The organism is Commensalibacter nepenthis (assembly GCF_029953305.1).
Lineage (GTDB): Bacteria > Pseudomonadota > Alphaproteobacteria > Acetobacterales > Acetobacteraceae > Commensalibacter > Commensalibacter nepenthis.
The window spans coordinates 69,716-90,965 of record NZ_JASBAN010000001.1; the positions used below are offsets into that span (position 1 = coordinate 69,716).

Sequence of the window (21,250 nt, forward strand, 5' to 3'; positions counted from 1 at the left end):
TTACGGATAAAATATTTAAATCCATCAAATTGGGTCTTATGGAACGCTTGGTTTATAATCAGAAAAAACTTCGTTGCGACTGATTTCGACTTTTTTAATTTCTATTTTTTGTGAGTCTTTGATCAGATATAAATCTACTTTGCTTAACTTCTCATCAATATCCAAATAGAGTTGTATTGGCTCTGGTCCTGTCTCTTTTGCCAGTTTTTCAAACGCATCGATAATTTCGTTTTGATTAAACTCATAATCCAAGCGAATATCTTTATGTGTTTTTTTATCCCTTATGAATGTAATCAGACTAATAGGAACGGCTCTGGGTTTAGTTTGATCTTGATTTTGATAGCTGTAATATTGCTCCCCATTTGCATAAGTAGTTTTATAATCTTTTAATTCATATAAATTATTCGTTTTTAAAACCCACGAATATTTATTCATTAATCGTAGCCAAGGTTCAGACCCTGGAACTTTATGCTCTAAAATTTCTTTGCGAATTTTCTCACTGATAACGCGGTTAAAATTTGTAAATTTTTCAGGTGCCATTTGATCAGCTAAATATCGTTTACGACTCATTTGCTCTCCAAACACACCTTGAACAAAGCGATCCCAGTTCGGTTCCTCTATTTTATGGGCTTTAAATTGGGCAACAACATATTGTTCTCCTCCCCCGAATATCCAAACAGTGACTAATCCACCTGGGGCATAGGCTATATAGAAAGTAAAATTTTCCAAAAAAATTCGATAACTTCCTGTTATAATATTATTAATTTTATAATTTTCTAATTGCTTTAGTTTTTCCTGATCTAGGATCGCAGATCCCTCCCAAAATTGATTTTCAGGAATAGAAAAATAACGCACCGTAATTTTATAAGGAAGTTCCTGTTTTAACCCCAAAGGCGTTGCTTGCTCACCACCTCCCCAAGCCTCCATAGGTGGCCCACCAAAAGAGGTAAAAGCCATGACAATTTTATTGGCCTGATTGGTAAAATAATTATGGTTAAAATCCAATAAAACAGAATAATCCCCTGCTGATGCTACATTGACATCATATTGATATTCTTTGGATGCTGTAAGCATTTTAAATCCCCCTACTAAAATAAGAACTAAAATCAAGCCAAAAATTATTTTAAGTTTTTTATTCATGTTAAACATTATCTTTGATTTCCGCCCTATGGGGAGGATCAGTCTGTGCGTCTAACCCAACATTTGCAGGGATTATTGCGTCTGCCTCAAGGGAAATATGCAAATAATCATGATAAAGCTGCTGTTGTTCTTGGGCTGATAATCCTGCTTGAACCAAAGAGAATGTAGAACATTCATTATTTTTATAATTTGCCAATAAATATTGGGTAACCTGACCGTCAAGCTTATTTAACAAAGAATGGCTTTGCATGGAAGTAATCCCTTGATTTAAATATTTTTTCTTTAACCCATTATATTCCATTGCTGCCGCTTTTTTTGTTATTTCTTGCATCCCTTTGGCCAAGATAAATTGATAATCTTTACACCAAACAGTACGATTTCCATAAACAACAGTTGTGACAGAATTACCACCTATTGGAGCTTTATATCCTATTTTAAACTCCCCTCTTCCAGCCATATCAGAAGCACGAGGATCCCCACGAAAATATCCCTTTTCTTTGAACCATTCCCAACGAATTTCCCCTCCATAATAAGGAACAGACCCTTTATCAAGTTTAGATAAATATTTTTTTTCTTCAGTCTTAACCGTATATCCACCCCCAATATCGGAATGTGCCCCTGGGAAACTACACTCAAACCCAATACCATCACCAATGGCGGTATTAATATGGGTCAACGGAAAATGGTAACGATAATCATTTTGTGCCGTTAAATGCACAATACGCCCTGCAACATGTTTTGAACCTGTATTTAACTCAAACTCTTTGACATCATCATAATGATTTGTTCCTGCAGAAGAAACCGTATCATAAATCCCAACAAAATTAATTTGAACTTTTTTATTTTTCAGATCCGCATCTTCTTTTTTAACTTTTGTCAGTTGAGCACAAAAATATCGCGCGTAAAAAGATCCCCGACTAAACCCAAAAACATTAATAATAACTCTTTGAATTTTATCACTTTTACTTGTAAAATTCTTTAATTTAGTAATCGCCTCTTGAACCCTACTTTCTACCCCACTGGTTGACCAATATGTATCTGCAGGTCCATCCCCTGTAACCAATCCATCTTTGGCCATTCCTGCCCCCCATAACAAACTATCTGCTTTATATTTTGTCGTTCCTGCCCCTTGGATATAAATAATCTCGACTTTCCCATCTTTCTTTGTCGAGGCCATGTATAACAACGCAACATTAGAAAAATCATTGCCTTTACTGGTATCTCCAGCCTTCGTTTCACGATCCTTGTCTTCTTGTGTAGGTTGCCCACCCTTGCTGATTATATCCGCATTATCCAATCGAATTTGCGTATTAAACATATTATTATTCGTGCCATCAAAAAAAACATTGACCGTTAAGATTTTAATATTCACCTCAACTTGCGAGTTTTTTTGAGTATTTGTTGCAGCATCTTTATTTTCTGGCTGATTATTCAGCTTTTGTCCTGGTTGATTATCACTAATACTTGGCATAATAATTTTCCTTAGGTCTTACTTTTTTATTACTCAAAAAAATCATTCATCGTCATCTGCATAAAGATCAAGTTTATCCTTATTGGTGCTACTCTCTATTCTGGCTGTTTCACCTTTTTCATTAGTAACACCACGAATGATCTCCCCATCTCCAGTAACCAATTTATATTTAAAATGAGGAATTGGATTACCTTCATCATCCTTTACCACGAACATCTCATCATAATTCCCAATCGGTTCTGGCAAAGGTGGAATATTGAGTGGCATTGAGCCTGGGCTTTGCTTCATCACCACGGCAGTTCTTTCGATGATGTGGTCGGGTGCGTTAATAATGATCTGATCTGGGTTCATATGAATAAAGCTATTCTTTCCACAGACAAGGTTAATCTCTTTAGGTGAGTAAAGAGTCAACTTTCCATCATGGCTGGTAATCTGAATATCTTGCTTGGCATCGAGGTTCATGACGTTTGTTTGTGCCTGTAGCTCGACTTTGCCATAACCTGCGACGGCTCTAAGGTCTTTATTATGAGCAAAAAGAGATATTTCTTCACTAGCTGCTAGTGTAACATTATTCTTGGCATTGAGACTAACATCTTTCCCAGCTGTGGTAATCACGTTGCGCCCTGCATTATGTTGGATCGTAGATGGGGTAGTCTGGGCAATTCCAGCAGGGGCTGAGATTAATACACTGGCTTGTTGCAGCATCGTGATGGCACTCTCGATCAGTGTCATAAGGTTTAATGTATCCAATCCCGTTGCCTTTGACGCATCGGCTGCTTCTCTGAGCTGCTTGGCTTGATTAAGGGCTGCACTAAGCTGTCCTGTCGCCTCGATCATATCTAGCGAGGTAGAACTTGCCTTTTGTCGTCCATCTGCACTGATAAAGATGCCATTATTCGCTCTAATTGCTCCCCATTTATCGGTTCTCAGTTCAAATCCTTCTCCACGCTTTTGCCTCGAACTATCGACGAGATGTCCCATATTGAGTTGGGTCTTACCCCCATATTCTGTAGAGAGCTTAATATGCTCTTTACCTCGTTCATCCTCCATACGGATCTTGTTATTCGATGGGGTTCTCAGAACATTACGTTTATAGTTCTGAATAGTCACATGATCGCCATTACTTGAATCATGCAACGCATAGGCAATATACGGTCTGTCTGGATCACCATCTTCAAACGCAATGGCTACTTCTGTCCCATCCAAGAGTGGCCAGTGAAAGCCATAGGTGCCGCCACTATAAGGTTTGGCTAATCGAACCCACAGACTTTCTTTGCCCTTATCCCAAGTATCAAGGTCAAAATCGAACTGAACTTTATAGCGACCCATCTCATCAATATGACTGTAAGTATCAAACTTCTCGGTGCTACTTACTCGTGCTGGAATGGTTCCTGCAATATGCGGACGATCCAAGAGCTTAGGCCTAAAACCTACTTGATCGCTATAAGGAATGGCTTCAAAAGACATTTCATATTTACCATCCCTTGAGCCTTTATTGGTTGTAGAGACAATGAGAAAGCCACGCTTTAACGCTGGATCTGTTGAGCCTCCTTCAAGATCTAAGACCTTCCCAGGGTAAAGGGAGGGATCATTAGTCGTGCCGTAAATACGGATCTTACCATTTTTATAACGCTCATTATGCAGTCTTGCATGGAAAGACCCCGTTTCTATTTCAGGGTCTATATCTGTGCCTCTTTGCAGGTAGCGATCCCCATAATGATAGGGCACTCCATAAGTGGTATTATCTGGCTGCCAACTATCCGTCTGGCTATTCTGAGTAGCATTGGCGGTGCGATAGTTATAATCCTTAACCTTAGCCCCTGCTTGCACGACCTTATGATGGACAGATAAACCCCATACAGAGAGGATCCCTTTATCATTCATGCCAGAACCTGCTGGATTACGTACAGGGAGTGTATTGCCAAAGACATATTTAGTCTGGTCATCAGAGAAGACAACAACGTCTAGTTCAAGCCTACTATCCATATCAAAGCGATACCAAATCCCATCCCATGCGAGTTTACGGGCAATAAAATCATAATCCGTTTCTTTATATTGCATATCTTGTTCATGGGCAGGATAGGTATGAGCAATATCAAAATGGAAATCCTGACCTTCAAAGCTATGACGATCTCTAAGCACTTTCTCGACAATTTGAGGAATGGATTGGTTTTGAAAGATGGAGGTATATTGGGTCTTACGTAATAAGGCTAAACGAGGCTCAAGGGTAACTGCATAGGCTGTTTGGTCTTTAGAACTCCCAAGCTTTGAAAAGCCTGTAATAACGCCATAGACACGCCGTTGAGGCTCTAAATCTTGAGGGGCTTGAAAGAAGAACTTAGCCGTGCAGTTGAGTACATCTTGAGGGGTGATCGTGGGATCAACAGAAGTGAAATTAATCTGATACGAAAAAGGTTCACTTAAACACTCTTTACCTTCAAAACTCTGAATATCAATAGGGGAATTACAACCAGAAATAGTGAGATGATACCGATTATGCCCTGATCCAACAACACCTAACCCTTTGCCAGTAAGAAGAGCCTTAGTTGCATCGTCCACAACGTCAAACATTCCCATCTCATTACCATAATAATTATTAAAACAATATTATTTCAATATCAAAAAAATAAGAGGTTTTAATAAACAAGACAAGTCACAAAATTAAAATATTACTAACTAAATTTATTCATACAAAATTATACAGGGTCAATATAAATAGTTTGGTGACGATATAACGCTTTTAGCAAGTCTTGTCTTGTATGAAGTATAAGCAAAATATAAATGATTTTTGTTTTCTCATTGACTTCAAATAATATTCTATAATCGTCTTCATCTATTCTTTCACGAACGCTTAATCCATAATTTGCAAGGATAGTATTATATTTATATTGTTTTGGATTACGTCTAATTCTATCTATACTGCGTTTTAATAGGCTATCCGTAAACTCGGCTGTAGCCTTAGCACTTTTAAGCGTTATCGTTTTAAAAGCTTCAATATCAAATAGACATTGAATAGCTGTATCGGTTAGCTTTACCTGATACATAATATCTATTCTCTCGTTGCATTTAATTTTTCTAATACTTCTTCAAGAGTATGCGTTTTACCTTCAACAACATCCTTTTGTGCTTTTAACGTTAATTGCAACAAAGCTATTGCTTGTTTCTCTTGCTCTATTTCTTGAAGTTCCCTTTCTCTTGCCTCAACTGTTTGAATATAAAGTTGTGCGACCCCATTGCGCGTCACATAAACCCCATTTTCAAATAGAGCTACATCATTTAGTTTTTCTCTTGCTTCTTTTTGTGAAATAGTCATCATGATAAATCACCTCAACTAAAGGGTTATAAATTTATACTTAATTTATATCTTTTGATTAAAAAATACAAGTAAACACTGATAAAAAAGGGTCTTGTCGCAAATTTAATTATGTATTTTAGTATGATATAAAAATGGAGTGAGTATTTATATTTTAGGAACGATTTATGTCTATTGGTATCTATAGCAAGCTTATATTAAGATCTAAGGATGATTTTAAAGGTCGCCACTTTAGTGGGTTGATGATTATCCAAGCGGTAAACTGGTATTTACGCTATTGTCTTAGCTATCGAGACATTGAGGAATTGTTTTTAGAGCGTGGGATAAATATAGATCATAGCACGTTAAACCGTTGGGTATTACGCTATGCTCCTCTATTAGAAAAACGTTTGAGAAGCTATAGAAAACCCCATTGTGGTGAGGTGAGGATTGATGAAACCTATATCAAAGTAAAAGGTCAGTGGAAGTATCTATATAGAGCCATTGATAAGAATGGAACTGCTATTGATTTCTTGTTAACAGCTAAAAGAAATATCAAAGCAGCGCAACGTTTCTTTAGAAAGGCGTTTAAAAAAGATGGTCTATTCGCTCCAACCCATATTGGAACAGATAAAGCATTACCGTTTCCAAAAACCATACAAACCATGAAGAATGAGCATATCCTTCCCAATCACTGCGTTCATGAAACAAGAAATCTTTACAACAGGGAATAGAAAATGATCATTTTAGAGTAAAGAGAATTATCCCAAAGAATGGCTGTTTTCAATCTTTTCATACCGCAAGGAAAACACTCAAAGGATATGAGGCCATTCTCTGGATTAAAAAAGGACTGGGTTTTAAAGGAAAATGGACAATCAACGAACAAATAAAACTCATTCAAAGCATATTCGGTCTAAATAATAATATACCCGTCTAAATTAGCTAGCTTTATGGCTAATCACAGCACCATTCAATATTTGCGACAAGACCTCAAGCAGGCCTATCATTTGTGTCGGTTTCTAAATGTATGAATATTATGAATAACAACGCCCCATATATAGGTTTCTTTGTCTTTTATTTCTATGGAAGGATAATCAGGATTACCAGATTTAAGATAAGGAATACCATTTTTAAAAGTCAGACATTTACACGTCAGCTCCCCATCCAAAGCGGCAATAACAATATCCCCCTGTCCAGGGTTAAGAGATCGATCCACAATCAGTAAATCTCGATCAAATATTCCATAATCGATCATTGAATCTCCTGATACTCGAATATAATACGTGGAAGAAGGGTGCTGAATTAAATGTTCGGTAAGATCGAGAGGTCTTTCAATATAATCTCCTGCAGGAGAAGGAAAGCCTGCACAAACATAAATTTCGATATAAGGTTGGTAATGTTTTTTTTCATCATCGTAATATAATTCTTTGATATGCGTTACGATTGTGTGTTTCACGCTTAATTCTCCTGGATAGAGAACATAAATAGTGATTTTTTATCTAAAAAACAACACCATATCAAAAATGCCCATGAGCAAATTGACCGTTAAGAGTCAAAATTTGTAATTGTGTAGTTTTGATATGGAGGTTCAATTAATTATATTGAACCTCCCTTAATCTTACATCATTTCAATTTAAAAAGGTCAAATTATTTTGGTGGAGTAGAGGAAGTGCCATAACGGCCATTTTTTAATTGCACGGGATAACATTTTGCACGTGGATTACTCACAACTTTATAAGGCGATAATTCTTTCACGTTAATCCACACTGTTTTTCCATTAGGCCATAATATAGGAAGCCTATTATGGTCTTGTCGCAAATATTGAATGGTGCTGTGATTAGCCATAAAGCTAGCTAATTTAGACGGGTATATTATTATTTAGACCGAATATGCTTTGAATGAGCTTTATTTGTTCGTTGATTGTCCATTTTCCTTTAAAACCCAGTCCTTTTTTAATCCAGAGAATGGCCTCATATCCGTTGAGTGTTTTTCTTGCTGTATGAAAAGACTGAAAGCAACCATTCTTTGGGATAATTCTCTTTACTCTAAAATGATCATTTTCTATTCCCTGTTGTAAAGATTTCTTTGTTTCATGAACGCAGTGATTGGGAAGGATATACTCATTCTTCATGGTTTGTATGGTCTTTGGAAAAGGAGATGCTTTATCTGTTCCAATATAGGTTGGAGCGAATAGACCATCTTTTTTAAACGCCTTTCTAAAGAAAGGTTGTGCTGCTTTGATATTTCTTTTAGCTGTTAATAAGAAATCAATAGCAGTTCCATTCTTATCAATGGCTCTATATAGATACTTCCACTGACCTTTTACTTTGATATAGGTTTCATCAATCCTCACCTCACCACAATGAGGTTTTCTATAGCTTCTCAAACGTTTTTCTAATAGTGGTGCATAGCGTAATACCCAACGGTTTAACGTGCTATGATCAACGCTTACTCCACGCTCTAAAAACAATTCCTCAATGTCTCGATAGCTAAGACAATAGCGTAAATACCAGTTTACCGCTTGGATAATCATCAACCCACTAAAGTGGCGACCTTTAAAATCATCCTTAGATCTTAATATAAGCTTGCTATAGATACCAATAGACATAAATCGTTCCTAAAATATAAATACTCACTCCATTTCTACATCATACTAAAATACATAATTAAATTTGCGACAAGACCCGATGACTCGAATGGTATCTTCTGTTTTAGACAGTGGTTTAGCACTACCTAATTTATTATCGATAGGAATATAGAACACATCAGGACCACAAGCGGTCAGCCCCATACATAAAGATAGGATCGGTAATAAAGTATGTAATTTCATTTTTTATTTCCTGTTTGTGCTGGAGTATTTTTCTTATCAGCAGCTTTAGCTTTGGGATCTTCTTTCTGTTTTAAAGCAGGAGGTTTCATGGTTAATCCTGTTAGTCCGCCTGTGGCAGTATCAATGGCGATATTGCCCCCTGTTAATATGCCAGCCAAAGCCCCCATGCCACCAATAATCCCATCTTTAATGATACTCGATCCCAGCTTATTCAAATCCGTTTGGTCGTCGTATTTCGGAGTTTAGTTTGTAGGAGAATCTGTGACTTTGGTTACTTCGAAAAAAGGCTGACTGATTTGAAAGACCCGTTTTTTACCTAATAAGGTCGGATATTGATACAGAACTGATGATGCCAGATGATCTGCTATATAAGCAGGATCACGAGCATTGGTATCCATTGTACCATAACCCTCAAAAATCGTTTCATAGTCAGAGGGATTGTCTTGTGAATATGTGCAAAAATTCATACTTAAAGACGAGTTATTACAGGTAAAAAGGGGATTATCTTTGCCAATAGGTCTGACGATTTTAATTTTGTAATAGATGAGGTTCATGGTTACGGTTTGTCCTTGTGTATCCCACATATTGGGTTGCCCCGTGGTGGGATCTGTAGAAATCGGAACCTGCCATGTATAAGTCTTATCATACGTCTTTAATACTCCAGAATCAACCATCGCTATCACATTGGGTTTTCCACCTTTTGTCATTACTTCTTGTGAATTACCTTGACTATCTAACCAACTTATAGGTTTAGATGCCCCCCCCCTGACAATCGACCTGTATCCGTTAATTGATATCCTAAAGCTTGAAGATTTTCTTCAGTACTAAGCTTTGCCAAACCTATATAAAGAGCAGTATCTGTTGCTTTTGACCAATCGGAATCATCACTACGAGCTTTAGCAACATATTGAGTAATTCTCTCTGGCACGATGACTCGAATAGTATCTTCTGTTTTGGATAGTGGTTTAGCACTACCTAATTTATTATCGATAGGAATATAAAATACATCAGGGCCGCAAGCAGTTAGCCCTAAACATAAAGTTAGTACAGCTATTAAAGAATAGTTTTTCATTTTTTATCCCCTGTTTGTTCTGGAATGTTTTTCTTATCAGCAGCTTTAGCTTTGGGATCTTCTTTCTGTTTTAACGCAGGAGGTTTCATGGTTAAGCCTGTTAGCCCGCCTGTGGCAGTATCAATGGCGATATTACCCCCTGTTAATATGCCAGCCAAAGCCCCCATACCACCAATAATACCGTCTTTAATGATACTCGACCCCAGCTTATTCAAATCCGTTTGGTCGTCGTATTTCGGTTCTTTATTTGTATTTTCCTTATTTTTTTCATTTGTTTTATTCATGTTAGTTGTAGCATCTTCAGTTAGTCCTGTCTTATTCCCTATATTAGATTCATCTTTTTTATAATTAGGACTTTTAGGATCGAGAGGATTTTTATCTTTACCAAGGGGTCTGTCTGTTGGAAAAACGTTATTATAGATGGCATTTCCAACCAATCCCCCAGCCACACCTGCGGTTGTGGTTCCGACATTCCCACCCCCAATAATGGCACCCCCAATGGCAGATAATCCCCCAGCCAATGCAGAGGCATTATTCTTGTTCACCAAGGAAAAATCGTCGTTCTGATCAACAGCCTTGTTTAAACTGGTATTCAGATCTTTATCCCCTTGGGTTGCCGTATTAATCGTTGTATGAAGGTCATCCTTTTGTTTCTTCTCAGCATTATTATTCGCCGTTACCACGGTATTTATCCCTAGGTTCGCATAATTATTCATGACCTCGGTCGCCTTGTTTTGCAAGGCAAAGTTGCTATTGATTTCAGCAGCATTAAACTGATCTTTGATATAGCCATTGGCCGCGTCTGGATCACGCGATACTATACCCGTTGTTGATCCACTATTAATCGTGATATTCCCCCCAATAACAGAACTGGTTACAGAATGTTCATCATGGGAAATACTGTTTCCTGTAAAGCCCGTCGCCGCCGTACCCAAAACATTTCCTGGAATACCCATAACCTCTTGACCATTTTGGGTTCCAATCGCGTTAATACCGTGTTTATTACTAACGGTTTCGGTTCCTTTGATGTTCAAACCACTCCATTCTGAATGATTATCCAATGAATTGGCAACCAAGCTGCCTGTCGTAATTTGGTTTTTTGACGCATCCGCTGCACTGGTGATCGACCCCCCATTCAATGTCGTTGTGCCAGATACATTCACGTCCAATCCCCCTTTACCTGCTGAAATCCCAGATTGTGTTTTCTCTGTTGACTTGTAATCATTATGCATATTTTGATATAAACCAAAAGGTGAACTGTTTGAATAAGGAACCTCTGGTGCATCACCTTTGCTCCACCCAAAGCCAGAACCAATAGGCGTAGATGCACTGATCCCAACATTAAATTGATCGCTGTCAAATTTATTAGTATTTTGTGGTGTCGTAATATTCAAATTCCCTGTGTTAATCGTAATTGACCCATCACTAATCGTGCCATCAGCATTCTTGTTCGTAATTTGCGCACCATTGAGGTTTAAACTACCGTTTTGATTGTTTATCGTAACAGAATTCGTTCCGTTCACAACCGTATCAATTGCTGTTTTGCTGGAAGATTTAGAATTGCCAAACCCAAAGGATACATTTCCTGTTAATCCAAAACTGCCCCCTTTTGCCCCTAATGAAGTTGTCGCACCTACTCCAAATTTGTTACTGGAGGATGTTGATTTACTTTCACTCGTTTTGTAACCTGCATTTAAGTTAATATCCCCCCCTGCGTTAAAAATCACATCATTCCCACTGATATTCGAACCCGTGGCGTTAATATCATTTTTGGCATTAATATTCACTTTGCCGCCAGCAGTAACATTTGATCCAACATCTGTCGTCGTTTGTGTGATTGTATGCGATTTATTTGATTCATGACCAATCGTTGCCGTAGCACCAATCAAACTATAATCAACCCCTTTTGAACCATTCGCACCTAATAATCCCGCTTTTCCCATACCAGCATTTAAACCAGCATACCCTAGATTTGCAGCATTTAACATTTGCATATTCGAATCTGTGGCATTCGCAGCAGAAAATCCACTTTGTGCAGCAGAACTCAATATACCCGACGCCCCCACGGTTAATCCTGTGAATGAATCTTTGTGAGATTTATCATTATTAGATGTATTTGTGACGGTATTAAAATTAATACTATCCCCAGTCATATTCACATCTTGTTTTGCAATAATATTTGAACCATTGATATTAATATCACCATTGGCACTCATATTCACACCGCCACCCGTAGAGGCAATCGTGCTGCCTGTATGGGTTACTGAACTGGAAGTATTTTTGGTCGTGGATTTTTTCGTGCCAACTTGGGCGCTTAACCCTGTTTCATTGCCAAAGAACCCCGTCTTGCTTGTATGATGATAAGCATAATTATCAGACGTAGAGGTCAACGCATTCTCAGTAATACCCCCCTCTTTGGCAATCACATTCACATCATTCTTAGCAACCAAACCCCCAGCAATACTGATATTCTTTTTTGCCACCACATCCAATTGTCCACCAGACGTAATTGTAGAGCCAACCTCGTTCGTATAGGAATTGGTGCTTTGGAAAGAACTATGATTAAACGCCCCAGATTTATTGCCTTTGATGTCAGAGAAGCCACTGTCGGTCACGGCGTTTAGACCGATATTTCCCGCTGACGCTAAAGAGACATTCCCCCCCGCATTTAACGTGCTGCCAGAGAAATCTAAATCCCCGACAGTCGATTGCAAGGACGCATTGCCGCCTGCTTTGATCGTCGTGCCGTAATTTTTAATTTGACTGCCATTAAACGCCAACGTGCCATCAGACGCATGCGTCACACTCGATGCACCCGCATTTAACTCTATCGAACCAATATTAATAGACCCTGCTTGCATCGCCAAATCAGAGCCAGATTGAATGGTGCCACCATGGGTTATAATGCTGTCACTGGCTTTAATCCCAAGCGTGTCAGAGGCAATAATCTGCCCTTGCGATCCAAGGTAGGATCCCTTACCCCCATTCACAAGATAATCATTCACCGTATCCGCATTAATCACAGAGCCATTCTGTGCATTTAAAGAGATTTTCCCTCCTTTAATCGTCCCACCAATATTGCTGATATCTCCATTCGTAGCGGTTAGCGCAATCGAGTTTGTTCCTTGCATCAACCCAGAATTATAAATTGAACCCGCTGTGATACTAACGTCTTTCCCTTTGATCGCAGCACCCGCCAAAACATCCGTTTTAGGAGAAAGATAAAGCTTAGGCACTAAAACAGTTTGTCCATCAACGACTTGAGGCACATACCAAACAATATCTTCATCTAATGCTGCTTGTTGTTCTGAGGTCAAGGCTGTGCCAAATTGTAAACCCAATTTATCCTTCTGATGGCTCGCATTATCCAACATCGTTTTCATCGCATCAGAAGCCGTTTTATACGTCCCACCAGGATAACTTTGACCCGTCGCTTGTATATATTGTTGTTGAATATACTGAGTATCAAACCCTGAATCCCCAAGGAACGTATAAGACCCACTGATACTTAATCGATCCAACAAATATTGCGATCCATAAAAACTATTAATAGAGGTATATTGAGGACGCGTTTCAATTAAATAGTTTGAGCCCGGTGAAACAGAAGACGTATTGACGTTGGGCTGGGTTGGATTTTGAACAATAATCCCCCCAACAGAGACTGTGTTCCCTGTATTATTGGGCGAATTTTCAGATGGATTACCATTAATAATAATACCAGAACTATTATTGACAAGACTGCCTGTATTATTAGGCGATTGAACAGACGGGGCTTCATTCATAGCAACGCCAGAATGATCACTGACATTGTTTCCTGTATTATTAGGAGACTGAACAGAGGGAACCCCATTAATGGCAACACCAGAACTGTTACTGACATTGTTTCCTGTATTATTAGGAGACTGAACAGAGGGAGCCCCATTGATAGAAACATCATGATTATTACTTACATTATGCGTTCCCCCAGAATTACCAGTTCCTGTATTTGAACCTCCACCAGTAATTCCACCCCCTGCTATTCCATTTAGACTAGAATTACCGCCATTCACATTGGGGTTCGGTCTAAAAAGTGCTTGCCCTCCTGTTATAGAAGATAAAATATCATCAATAGTTACAGAACCAGACCCATTAAACCCAGGTAAATTTACATGTAAACCAGGATCAATCCCTTGTGGGTTTGTTACCCCACTATAGCCTAAATTATTCCCTTGCCCTTTAAGCGTATTCATATCAGAACCATTACTGGTTAACTGACTATTTCCTGGACCTGTTAAGCCATCTTTGCCTTTTTGACCATCGGTTGTTTGTGCATATTTTCCAGAAGGTAAATCAGGATTAGCATTGGTAAACTGATTATCCAAAGCATGCTCAATAATGGTTGTATTATTAACCTGCCCAGAAAACTGACCAATTAAGGTTCCTCCAGCAACAATCGAACCACTTAATCCTGTGTTAACTGTGTTATCCCCCCAGACTTTTTTAGGAGGGTTCGTCATAGAGTGCCCCCCAAAATCACCAAAAAATGGGTTTGTTATTTGAGAGGGATCTTTTGGATTTAACGTTCTGCAAAATTGCTTATTAAAACAAGTAACGGTAAATACCATATCATTTTGATAACCAACATTATCTAAAGATGCCCCCGCAAGCTGCATATTTCTGCCAGCTTCAATATGACTAACATCATTTGTAATGGCACCAATTGTCGTAATCTTTAAATCTCTCCCTGCAAAAATAATCGCAGATGTTCCGTTTAAGGTTGTTTTAGTACCTATACCAGTAACCTCCACACGCGTATTAGAATTGCCTGCGCCTTCAGAAAGAAAATAATAAACATAACCTGAAGCTGGTTTACCGTCTTGGGTATATAATCCTTCAGGCGCACCGATTTTTAAGATTTTGACATCACTGTTATAATAATACTGACCTAAACCCACAATTCCTGTCGTTGTCGTATAGGTATCAACGACTTGCCTATTCGTCAGCCCCTCATATTCTTGACCATCCGCATTAATAGCAGTGTTATAAACAGTAGTGTTATTTACGTTTTCTGTAGATAACGTCCCCACATACTTATTCTCAAAACTATTGGCATTCAGGGTAATATCCCCATTAGCACTTTGGGTGCGAATTAATCCCCCTGTATTTTTAACGTCCCCCATAGCATTAATGGTCATAGACCCTTGATCGGTTTGCAGAACACCAAAATTATCAATATTTCCTGATGAAGTAATCGTTAAATTATTCGTGCTGGAGATAAGCCCTTTGACATTATTCGTTAAACTTGCAACAGTTAAATTCACATCATTTGCAGCAATGAACACACCATTATTGGTAATAGTATTGGCAGTAACCCATAAATCCCCTCCAGAAGTAAGTCCGCCATCCTCGCTGATAGTATAATTTCCATTGATTGTTAAATGAACACCAGCACCTTGCACAGCGCCTAAAGATGCAAAAATAACGTTATTATTATTCACATCCCCATCTAAAATAGCAGTTAAAGTTTGATTGGCAATAATAGACCCCGTCGAGGATAATCCCCCACTTTGCACAGCCATGTTAATATCTTTAGAAGATTGAATAATCCCTTGATTAGTTAAATCCAGCGGTCTTGTCGCAAATTTAATTATGTATTTTAGTATGATGTAGAAATGGAGTGAGTATTTATATTTTAGGAACGATTTATGTCTATTGGTATCTATAGCAAGCTTATATTAAGATCTAAGGATGATTTTAAAGGTCGCCACTTTAGTGGGTTGATGATTATCCAAGCGGTAAACTGGTATTTACGCTATTGTCTTAGCTATCGAGATATTGAGAAATTATTCCTAAAACGTGGGATAAATACAGATCATAGCACGTTAAACCATTGGGTATTACGCTATGCACCACTATTAGAAAAACGTTTGAGAAGCTATAGAAAGCCTCATTGTGGTGAGGTGAGGATTGATGAAACCTATATCAAAGTAAAAGGTCAGTGGAAGTATCTATATAGAGCCATTGATAAGAATGGAACTGCTATTGATTTCTTATTAACAGCTAAAAGAAATATCAAAGCAGCACAACGTTTCTTTAGAAAGGCGTTTAAAAAAGATGGTCTATTCGCTCCAACCCATATTGGAACAGATAAAGCATCTCCTTTTCCAAAGACCATACAGACCATGAAGAATGAGTATATCCTTCCCAATCACTGCGTTCATGAAACAAAAAAATCCTTACAACAGGGAATAGAAAATGATCATTTCAGGTTAAAGAGGGGTATACCAAGAAATGGCTGTTTTCAATCTTTTCATACAGCAAGAAAAACACTCAAAGGATATGAGGCCATTCTCTGGATTAAAAAAGGACTGGGTTTTAAAGGAAAATGGACAATCAACGAACAAATAAAACTCATTCAAAGCATATTCGGTTTAAATAATAATATACCCGTCTAAATTAGCTAGCTTTATGGCTAATCACAGCACCATTCAATATTTGCGACAAGACCCTTCCTCTTAGGTTTGCACCCACAATATACCCATTACTACTTGTTGTTATCGCGATACACTTCCTTTAAACGCAAATAACTTAGTTTATTTTAAAAAGTTACGATATGTTACTTCATAAGCATTACCTAACTCCGCTTGTAATTTTTTTTGTAAGTTATCACCTTGTTTTATAAACGCAGTTTCATCTTCTAAATTTTTGAAGTTAGAAGATGCAGGATCATCATCATTAAATATCCCATCATATTCATTTGACCAATCCAATAATTCTTTTTTTAAAGCATCACTGATAGGTAAAATATTAGGATCAAAATCTCCTACCTCATAATCTGAATCATGTGAATTGTACCACAACGGATAACAAAAAAAATCAGCCATTAATTTTATCTTTTTCATTTAACACTCCCTTTTAGGTTTGCACCAACAATGTATCCGTTACTACTCGTTGTTATTGCGATACGTTCTCTTTTACCATTAATGGTAATTTCATAAATAGGTCTACCTGTTCCTTTCCCTTGATACCCTACAGGTTTTCCTTTAAGTGTTTCCATAATAAGATCTGGTATTTCAGATTCAGAAACCCCTTTACCAGCAAATTGGCTACCATGCTCTTCTATAATATGCTGTAATCCAGATTTATCATTCCCTTTTTCAAGAAAAACTATTCTACCATCTTCTAACTTCTCAACTCTTACAATTTTATCTGGTGAAAATTTCACACCATTAGCAGCCATTTCATCTAAATAGCTTTGGTTGATATTCTCATATTCACCACCATTATTATCGAAATCATCAAATTCTAAAGGCTCGTTTTTTTGAGGCGTAGCTTCTGGCTTATATTCACCTGTTTCATTGGTGATTATAGGTTTTAAAAGTGTTCCATCTTGAGCTTTTCTGAGGTCACTTTTCATCCCATCAAGAATAGATTGACTAATCGGTCTATCAGGATCTAACGCTACACTATAATCTTCATACCCGCTAATTGCACGTATTTGATCTTTAAGATCGTAAAAAGCGTCTCTATTTATTTTAGCTTGCGCGGGATCAATATACCGACCGTTACTATCCCAACCAGCTGGGTAATCACCTCTCCTTGCCTCCTCTTCGATCCTTTCGGGAGGTTCAGCTGCTTGATTATATTGTTGCAGATCGGAGGAAATCCCCAAGCCATTTAATGCACCAGAACCTCCATTAAGCGCACCACCAGCACCCGCACCAATTGCACCAGCAATCGCGTTTTCAATTGCGTTTGTTAATGCAGTGGCAACTTTGGGATCACCATTACTCTGAGCTTTTGCCCAATCATAAACACTATTGAAGGTTGTAGAAGTTGCTATATTCCCAGCAACAGCACTTCCCGCTGCAGCACCGACGTTTCCGCCAGTGGCTCCTGCGACGGCGGCGGAGCCAGCGGCTTCGAGAATGATGCGACCAATATCGTTCTTAACATTCGTTTCATCAAAGCCATTGACACCACTATTATGTAACGCATCAGACACTTGCCCCATGACTTCGCCGACCAGCTGCATGCCGAGTTGGCTGTTTTGTAGTTGGTTGGAAAGTTTATCGGCGTCAAACTTGTTGTCTAATCACTTGAAATTAAACTATATGAATAATTACCTAATATTTTATATAAAATCCTCTGATAAAACGCCTTCAGATTTTAATATTTCAATAAAACGATTAAATGATTTAGGGTCATGATCTATAACTTCATCTAATAAATCTTCTTCTATTAATGCCCAATGATATATACCATGCATTCTATTTTTAAAGTAAACAGCTCTATAATTAATTTTTGGATCAATAATTTTAACTTTATTAGAGTTAATCGCAGTTAATCCACCAAAATCTTTAGGTATCCCCAAAAAAAGTGTTTTTTCAGCACACCAATAAATTGCAACAATATCAATAACCTCACCATCATCTTCCATAATCTTCATTTGTTTACTCCTTTCATTGCATTCATTACATCAGTTGGGTTATTCCAGACTCTTTGAGGTGATGTTACCTTCATATCATACACTCTTCCAGTAATACTATTAAATTGATAATGAATACTAATAGATTTACCATCTGTATTTTTATAACGTGCCTGCATTTTCTTAAAACCTGCACTTTCAGGAAAGCGTGGATCATCATTTTTACCATCTAATGGTTCACCTTCAGTTGGATTTTTTTTGACTTGATTCCACCAAACTTGCTCTTGTAAATCTCTTGGATGGTCATAAGTTCCCTTTGATGGATCAGCAGTAGAGACATTGTCAGCATTTTCAATAATCTGCTGTTGTTCTGCTGTTAATTCAGGAGAAGCATTCGATGTTTTTTCACCTGTGACCACATCTTTGATTTTATCAGCAGCTTTAGATTCTGCATCTAAAATAGCGTCGCTGCCTTCCTGTATTTTTTTACCAACGGCACTATGTTCAATGGTTTCGACAACATCATCAATCTTATTAATATCTTTTGTTAAATTAATAAGGGTTTTATTTCCTGATAATTGTGCAGCTTTTTGAGCGGCTTTTAATGCACCTTCAACCAGTTTTTCTACAAGTCTCCCTCCAGCAGCATTATATTGTTGAAGGGCAGAACCTATACTAACACCATTAAACGCACCAGAACCACCATCAACAGCCGCCCCTGCCGCTGCACTTGCCCCACCTGCAACAATATTCATACCAAGATTGGTTAGGATTTTAGCGGCCTCTTCATCACCACCTGCTAAAGATACTGCATTATCCGCAATAAATTGTCCCATCGCTGCAACCGATGCGGTACCAGCAATAGAACTTCCCGTTGCGGCACCGACGTTTCCGCCAGTAACTCCAGCAACAGCGGCGGAGCCAGTGGCTTCGAGGAGAATGCGTCCCCAATCGTTGAATAGCTTTGTTTCATCAAAGCCATTGACACCACTATTATGTAACGCATCAGAGATTTGTCCCGTGACTTCGCCGACCAGTTGCATGCCGAGTTGGCTGTTTTGCAGTTGGTTGGAAAGTTTGTTTGCGTTAAACTTGTTGGCTAACTAGAAACTTTAACTAACTAAGCAAGTCTCGACTAACATCACCTGTTTCTAAAAACTCTTTAAATGCCTTGATAACCAAATCGAAATTTTGAACAATTGACCATGCTCCATAAGGTTCACCTAACATCGATGTAAACTCATCAAGAGCCGAAGGATTACGAAACGTTCTTATATCAATATCACCATCAGGCAATATTGTTTCCATCATCACTAAATAATTATGATTATCCGAATAAAGTCTTAACTCATAAGGTTTATGATTTTCCTCTTGATCATTACCAAGACCTAGAACTCCATCACGAATCTTTAAAACCGTTAAATGATTCATTAACTCTGTTATTGATGGTTGATTAATTAAAGGTAATTGCGTTCTTATCTCGTCACAACCTTGTAAATAATAACCTCCTAATCTAAATTTAATATTCATTTTTCAATCACCTTTAATGTTTTCATACCAGGCTCCCATATATACGTTTTAGGTAAATTAGTCTTTTCATCTATAGCATGAACCGTGACTAATTTTGCTCCAGATTCTTTTGCTGCAGCTGCAATATCTCCTCTACAAAAACCGCATACATCTTTACCTACCACATTTATTGTCAAATCAGCATCTTTAGTCAATCCTGCTTTATATGCCTGTTGAATCGCACCAATTTCTGCATGTGCATCAGCCATATTTCCATTAGGAAGTTTATCGTTACCAGTCTTTTCCTTTTTACTATTTATTCTATCTGCAATTAAAGTTGGCTCATCTTTGTTTGCTTGCTCTGCAGGTCGTGCTTTTTGATTGGTATCAGTAAATTTCTGACCATTTACTTCTAATTCTGCAGTAACTGTTGGTTTAACGGTGACATCGACATTGGTTCCGTCTTTGGTTTCGGTTTCTTTTGCAACACTATAATAAGTGTCGTTTTCCTTACTTGTCAGCAGTTTTTGGGCTTCTTCGGCAGCTTCTACTCCTCCTTTGACGATGAGTTTTCCTTCGCCAACTGTGAAGATACCCATTGCTGCTGCGGCAAGATTTAACGAAGCATTCTTATAATCCCCCTTGGTCGCATATCCTAACGCAAGCAACAGACTGGCTGGGTCTCCAATCACTGGGAAATAAGAAGCTGCTTCAAGCGAACGCATCGCCCAATCATATAAGTTATTTACAACTTTGCTTGTGGTTTTATCAACTTTGCCACCATCAGGGTCATTGGCTTGGTTATAAGCCTGCATGATCGCACCAAGGCTGGTGCCATTCATACCATTCCCACCCATTGCAAGATCAGTCAGACCACCCGTGCCACCCGCAATCGCATTACTCAGCGCATTCGCAATTAACAATTGAGTGTTCGGATCATCGCTCAGCTGCTTGCCAGCCTCCATCGCAAGCAATCGTGTTTGCGCAGAAACCAAACCACTCGCTGCCGTACTTGCTGCTGCACTTCCCGCATCACCACCCGTCGCTCCCGCAATAGCAGCATTTACAGCCGCTTCTAAAATAAGACAGTCAGTATTTACTTACTTAATAAATGCTCATAATCAACCATTAATTTTATCTTTTTCATTTCACACTTCCTCTTAGGTTTGCACCCACAATATATCCATTACTGCTGGTTGTTATTGCTATACGGTTTCTTTGAGTATTAAATAAACTCCATTTAGTTTAATAGCCACTACAATATTCTACTTCATAGTCACTGCCTAACTCTACTTGTAATCTTTCATACAAACGATATCCTTCTTGTATAAAGGCAGCTTTATCTTCTGAACTTTTAAACCCAGAAGATGCAGGGTCATCCATATTTAATATTCCATCATACTCATCTGACCAATCCATTAATTCTTTTTTTAAAGCATCACTAATGGGCAAAGTATCAGGATCAATATTTCCAGAATCGTCATCATCATTAATCCATAACGGATAACAAAAATAATCAGTCATTAATT

General features: G+C 38.2%; 21 protein-coding genes and 1 pseudogene. 2 read left to right on the forward strand and 20 right to left on the reverse strand.

The features are described from left to right. Positions 1–36: 36 nt before the first annotated feature. From QJV33_RS00355 to QJV33_RS00375, 5 genes are all read right to left on the reverse strand, one after another. On the reverse strand, positions 37–1,140 hold the full coding sequence (locus QJV33_RS00355) for a DUF2931 family protein (RefSeq protein WP_281461446.1): 1,104 nt from the start codon (positions 1,138–1,140) through the stop codon (positions 37–39). A gap of 1 nt (position 1,141) precedes the next feature. Then, on the reverse strand, positions 1,142–2,611 hold the full coding sequence (locus QJV33_RS00360; RefSeq protein ID WP_281461447.1) for a T6SS phospholipase effector Tle1-like catalytic domain-containing protein: 1,470 nt from the start codon (positions 2,609–2,611) through the stop codon (positions 1,142–1,144). Between the two features lie 42 nt (positions 2,612–2,653). After that, positions 2,654–5,182: a type VI secretion system Vgr family protein gene (locus QJV33_RS00365; RefSeq protein WP_281461448.1), complete on the reverse strand. Its 2,529-nt coding sequence runs from the start codon at positions 5,180–5,182 to the stop codon at positions 2,654–2,656. Between the two features lie 125 nt (positions 5,183–5,307). Continuing rightward, the gene (locus tag QJV33_RS00370) at positions 5,308–5,655 is read right to left on the reverse strand and encodes a type II toxin-antitoxin system RelE/ParE family toxin (RefSeq protein ID WP_281461449.1); all 348 of its coding nucleotides are present in this window, start codon (positions 5,653–5,655) and stop codon (positions 5,308–5,310) included. Between the two features lie 5 nt (positions 5,656–5,660). Then, positions 5,661–5,927 carry a hypothetical protein gene (locus QJV33_RS00375; RefSeq protein WP_281461450.1) on the reverse strand — a complete coding sequence of 89 codons (267 nt, stop codon included), beginning with the start codon at positions 5,925–5,927 and terminating at the stop codon, positions 5,661–5,663. Positions 5,928–6,091: 164 nt separating this feature from the next. Here QJV33_RS00375 and QJV33_RS00380 point away from each other — a divergent pair. Continuing rightward, positions 6,092–6,840, forward strand: a pseudogene (locus QJV33_RS00380) (IS6 family transposase). Positions 6,841–6,906: 66 nt separating this feature from the next. On the opposite strand, the gene QJV33_RS00385 reads toward QJV33_RS00380, so the two are convergent. The 8 genes from QJV33_RS00385 to QJV33_RS00420 all read right to left on the reverse strand — a co-directional run bounded on the left by QJV33_RS00385 (position 6,907) and on the right by QJV33_RS00420 (position 15,363). Continuing rightward, a complete protein-coding gene (locus QJV33_RS00385) occupies positions 6,907–7,359 on the reverse strand; it encodes a LexA family protein (protein WP_281461451.1) in 453 nt (150 codons plus the stop codon). A gap of 191 nt (positions 7,360–7,550) precedes the next feature. Further along, positions 7,551–7,748, reverse strand: a complete 198-nt coding sequence (locus QJV33_RS00390) for a hypothetical protein (protein ID WP_281461452.1) — start codon at positions 7,746–7,748, stop codon at positions 7,551–7,553. 13 nt (positions 7,749–7,761) lie between these two features. Then, positions 7,762–8,511 carry an IS6 family transposase gene (locus QJV33_RS00395; RefSeq protein ID WP_281461410.1) on the reverse strand — a complete coding sequence of 250 codons (750 nt, stop codon included), beginning with the start codon at positions 8,509–8,511 and terminating at the stop codon, positions 7,762–7,764. Positions 8,512–8,556: 45 nt separating this feature from the next. Continuing rightward, positions 8,557–8,733: a hypothetical protein gene (locus QJV33_RS00400; RefSeq protein WP_281461453.1), complete on the reverse strand. Its 177-nt coding sequence runs from the start codon at positions 8,731–8,733 to the stop codon at positions 8,557–8,559. Beyond that, positions 8,730–8,948 (reverse strand): hypothetical protein, encoded by a 219-nt coding sequence (locus QJV33_RS00405; protein WP_281461454.1) that lies wholly within the window; start codon positions 8,946–8,948, stop codon positions 8,730–8,732. Before QJV33_RS00405 ends, QJV33_RS00400 begins: the two co-directional genes overlap by 4 nt. A 27-nt stretch (positions 8,949–8,975) precedes the next feature. Then, positions 8,976–9,440, reverse strand: coding sequence for a hypothetical protein (locus QJV33_RS00410; protein ID WP_281461403.1), 465 nt, complete (start codon positions 9,438–9,440; stop codon positions 8,976–8,978). Positions 9,441–9,475: 35 nt separating this feature from the next. Further along, positions 9,476–9,805, reverse strand: coding sequence for a hypothetical protein (locus QJV33_RS00415; protein WP_281461404.1), 330 nt, complete (start codon positions 9,803–9,805; stop codon positions 9,476–9,478). Continuing rightward, on the reverse strand, positions 9,802–15,363 hold the full coding sequence (locus QJV33_RS00420) for a beta strand repeat-containing protein (protein ID WP_281461455.1): 5,562 nt from the start codon (positions 15,361–15,363) through the stop codon (positions 9,802–9,804). The genes QJV33_RS00415 and QJV33_RS00420 overlap by 4 nt, the downstream gene beginning before the upstream one ends. Positions 15,364–15,489: 126 nt before the next feature. On the opposite strand from QJV33_RS00420, the gene QJV33_RS00425 reads away from it, so the two are divergent. Continuing rightward, a complete protein-coding gene (locus QJV33_RS00425; protein WP_281461456.1) occupies positions 15,490–16,239 on the forward strand; it encodes an IS6 family transposase in 750 nt (249 codons plus the stop codon). Between the two features lie 138 nt (positions 16,240–16,377). Here QJV33_RS00425 and QJV33_RS00430 read toward each other — a convergent pair whose 3' ends face one another. From QJV33_RS00430 to QJV33_RS00460, 7 genes are all read right to left on the reverse strand, one after another. Then, positions 16,378–16,686: a hypothetical protein gene (locus QJV33_RS00430; protein ID WP_281461457.1), complete on the reverse strand. Its 309-nt coding sequence runs from the start codon at positions 16,684–16,686 to the stop codon at positions 16,378–16,380. Beyond that, positions 16,683–17,819 (reverse strand): hypothetical protein, encoded by a 1,137-nt coding sequence (locus QJV33_RS00435; RefSeq protein WP_281461458.1) that lies wholly within the window; start codon positions 17,817–17,819, stop codon positions 16,683–16,685. The genes QJV33_RS00430 and QJV33_RS00435 overlap by 4 nt, the downstream gene beginning before the upstream one ends. A 99-nt stretch (positions 17,820–17,918) precedes the next feature. Further along, entirely contained in the window at positions 17,919–18,233 is a 315-nt protein-coding gene (locus QJV33_RS00440) for a hypothetical protein (RefSeq protein WP_281461459.1), read from the reverse strand. Continuing rightward, the gene (locus QJV33_RS00445; RefSeq protein WP_281461460.1) at positions 18,230–19,255 is read right to left on the reverse strand and encodes a hypothetical protein; all 1,026 of its coding nucleotides are present in this window, start codon (positions 19,253–19,255) and stop codon (positions 18,230–18,232) included. The genes QJV33_RS00440 and QJV33_RS00445 overlap by 4 nt, the downstream gene beginning before the upstream one ends. A gap of 73 nt (positions 19,256–19,328) precedes the next feature. After that, the gene (locus QJV33_RS00450; RefSeq protein ID WP_281461461.1) at positions 19,329–19,742 is read right to left on the reverse strand and encodes a DUF6911 family protein; all 414 of its coding nucleotides are present in this window, start codon (positions 19,740–19,742) and stop codon (positions 19,329–19,331) included. Further along, entirely contained in the window at positions 19,739–20,716 is a 978-nt protein-coding gene (locus tag QJV33_RS00455; RefSeq protein WP_281461462.1) for a cytidine deaminase-like fold-containing protein, read from the reverse strand. The genes QJV33_RS00450 and QJV33_RS00455 overlap by 4 nt, the downstream gene beginning before the upstream one ends. A gap of 250 nt (positions 20,717–20,966) precedes the next feature. Beyond that, on the reverse strand, positions 20,967–21,245 hold the full coding sequence (locus tag QJV33_RS00460; RefSeq protein WP_281461463.1) for a hypothetical protein: 279 nt from the start codon (positions 21,243–21,245) through the stop codon (positions 20,967–20,969). Between the last annotated feature and the right edge of the window lie 5 nt (positions 21,246–21,250).

Excerpts from the sequence above, each read along its gene's own strand:
- QJV33_RS00355 (WP_281461446.1), bottom strand. The coding sequence starts at position 1,140 with ATGAATAAAAAACTTAAAATAATTTTTGGCTTGATTTTAGTTCTTATT.
- QJV33_RS00360 (WP_281461447.1), bottom strand. The coding sequence starts at position 2,611 with ATGCCAAGTATTAGTGATAATCAACCAGGACAAAAGCTGAATAATCAG.
- QJV33_RS00365 (WP_281461448.1), bottom strand. The coding sequence starts at position 5,182 with ATGTTTGACGTTGTGGACGATGCAACTAAGGCTCTTCTTACTGGCAAA.
- QJV33_RS00370 (WP_281461449.1), bottom strand. The coding sequence starts at position 5,655 with ATGTATCAGGTAAAGCTAACCGATACAGCTATTCAATGTCTATTTGAT.
- QJV33_RS00375 (WP_281461450.1), bottom strand. The coding sequence starts at position 5,927 with ATGATGACTATTTCACAAAAAGAAGCAAGAGAAAAACTAAATGATGTA.
- QJV33_RS00390 (WP_281461452.1), bottom strand. The coding sequence starts at position 7,748 with ATGGCTAATCACAGCACCATTCAATATTTGCGACAAGACCATAATAGG.
- QJV33_RS00395 (WP_281461410.1), bottom strand. The coding sequence starts at position 8,511 with ATGTCTATTGGTATCTATAGCAAGCTTATATTAAGATCTAAGGATGAT.
- QJV33_RS00400 (WP_281461453.1), bottom strand. The coding sequence starts at position 8,733 with ATGAAATTACATACTTTATTACCGATCCTATCTTTATGTATGGGGCTG.
- QJV33_RS00410 (WP_281461403.1), bottom strand. The coding sequence starts at position 9,440 with ATGACAAAAGGTGGAAAACCCAATGTGATAGCGATGGTTGATTCTGGA.
- QJV33_RS00415 (WP_281461404.1), bottom strand. The coding sequence starts at position 9,805 with ATGAAAAACTATTCTTTAATAGCTGTACTAACTTTATGTTTAGGGCTA.
- QJV33_RS00420 (WP_281461455.1), bottom strand. The coding sequence starts at position 15,363 with ATGGCTGTGCAAAGTGGGGGATTATCCTCGACGGGGTCTATTATTGCC.
- QJV33_RS00425 (WP_281461456.1), top strand. The coding sequence starts at position 15,490 with ATGTCTATTGGTATCTATAGCAAGCTTATATTAAGATCTAAGGATGAT.
- QJV33_RS00430 (WP_281461457.1), bottom strand. The coding sequence starts at position 16,686 with ATGAAAAAGATAAAATTAATGGCTGATTTTTTTTGTTATCCGTTGTGG.
- QJV33_RS00435 (WP_281461458.1), bottom strand. The coding sequence starts at position 17,819 with ATGCAGCTGGTCGGCGAAGTCATGGGGCAAGTGTCTGATGCGTTACAT.
- QJV33_RS00440 (WP_281461459.1), bottom strand. The coding sequence starts at position 18,233 with ATGAAGATTATGGAAGATGATGGTGAGGTTATTGATATTGTTGCAATT.
- QJV33_RS00445 (WP_281461460.1), bottom strand. The coding sequence starts at position 19,255 with ATGCAACTGGTCGGCGAAGTCACGGGACAAATCTCTGATGCGTTACAT.
- QJV33_RS00450 (WP_281461461.1), bottom strand. The coding sequence starts at position 19,742 with ATGAATATTAAATTTAGATTAGGAGGTTATTATTTACAAGGTTGTGAC.
- QJV33_RS00460 (WP_281461463.1), bottom strand. The coding sequence starts at position 21,245 with ATGACTGATTATTTTTGTTATCCGTTATGGATTAATGATGATGACGAT.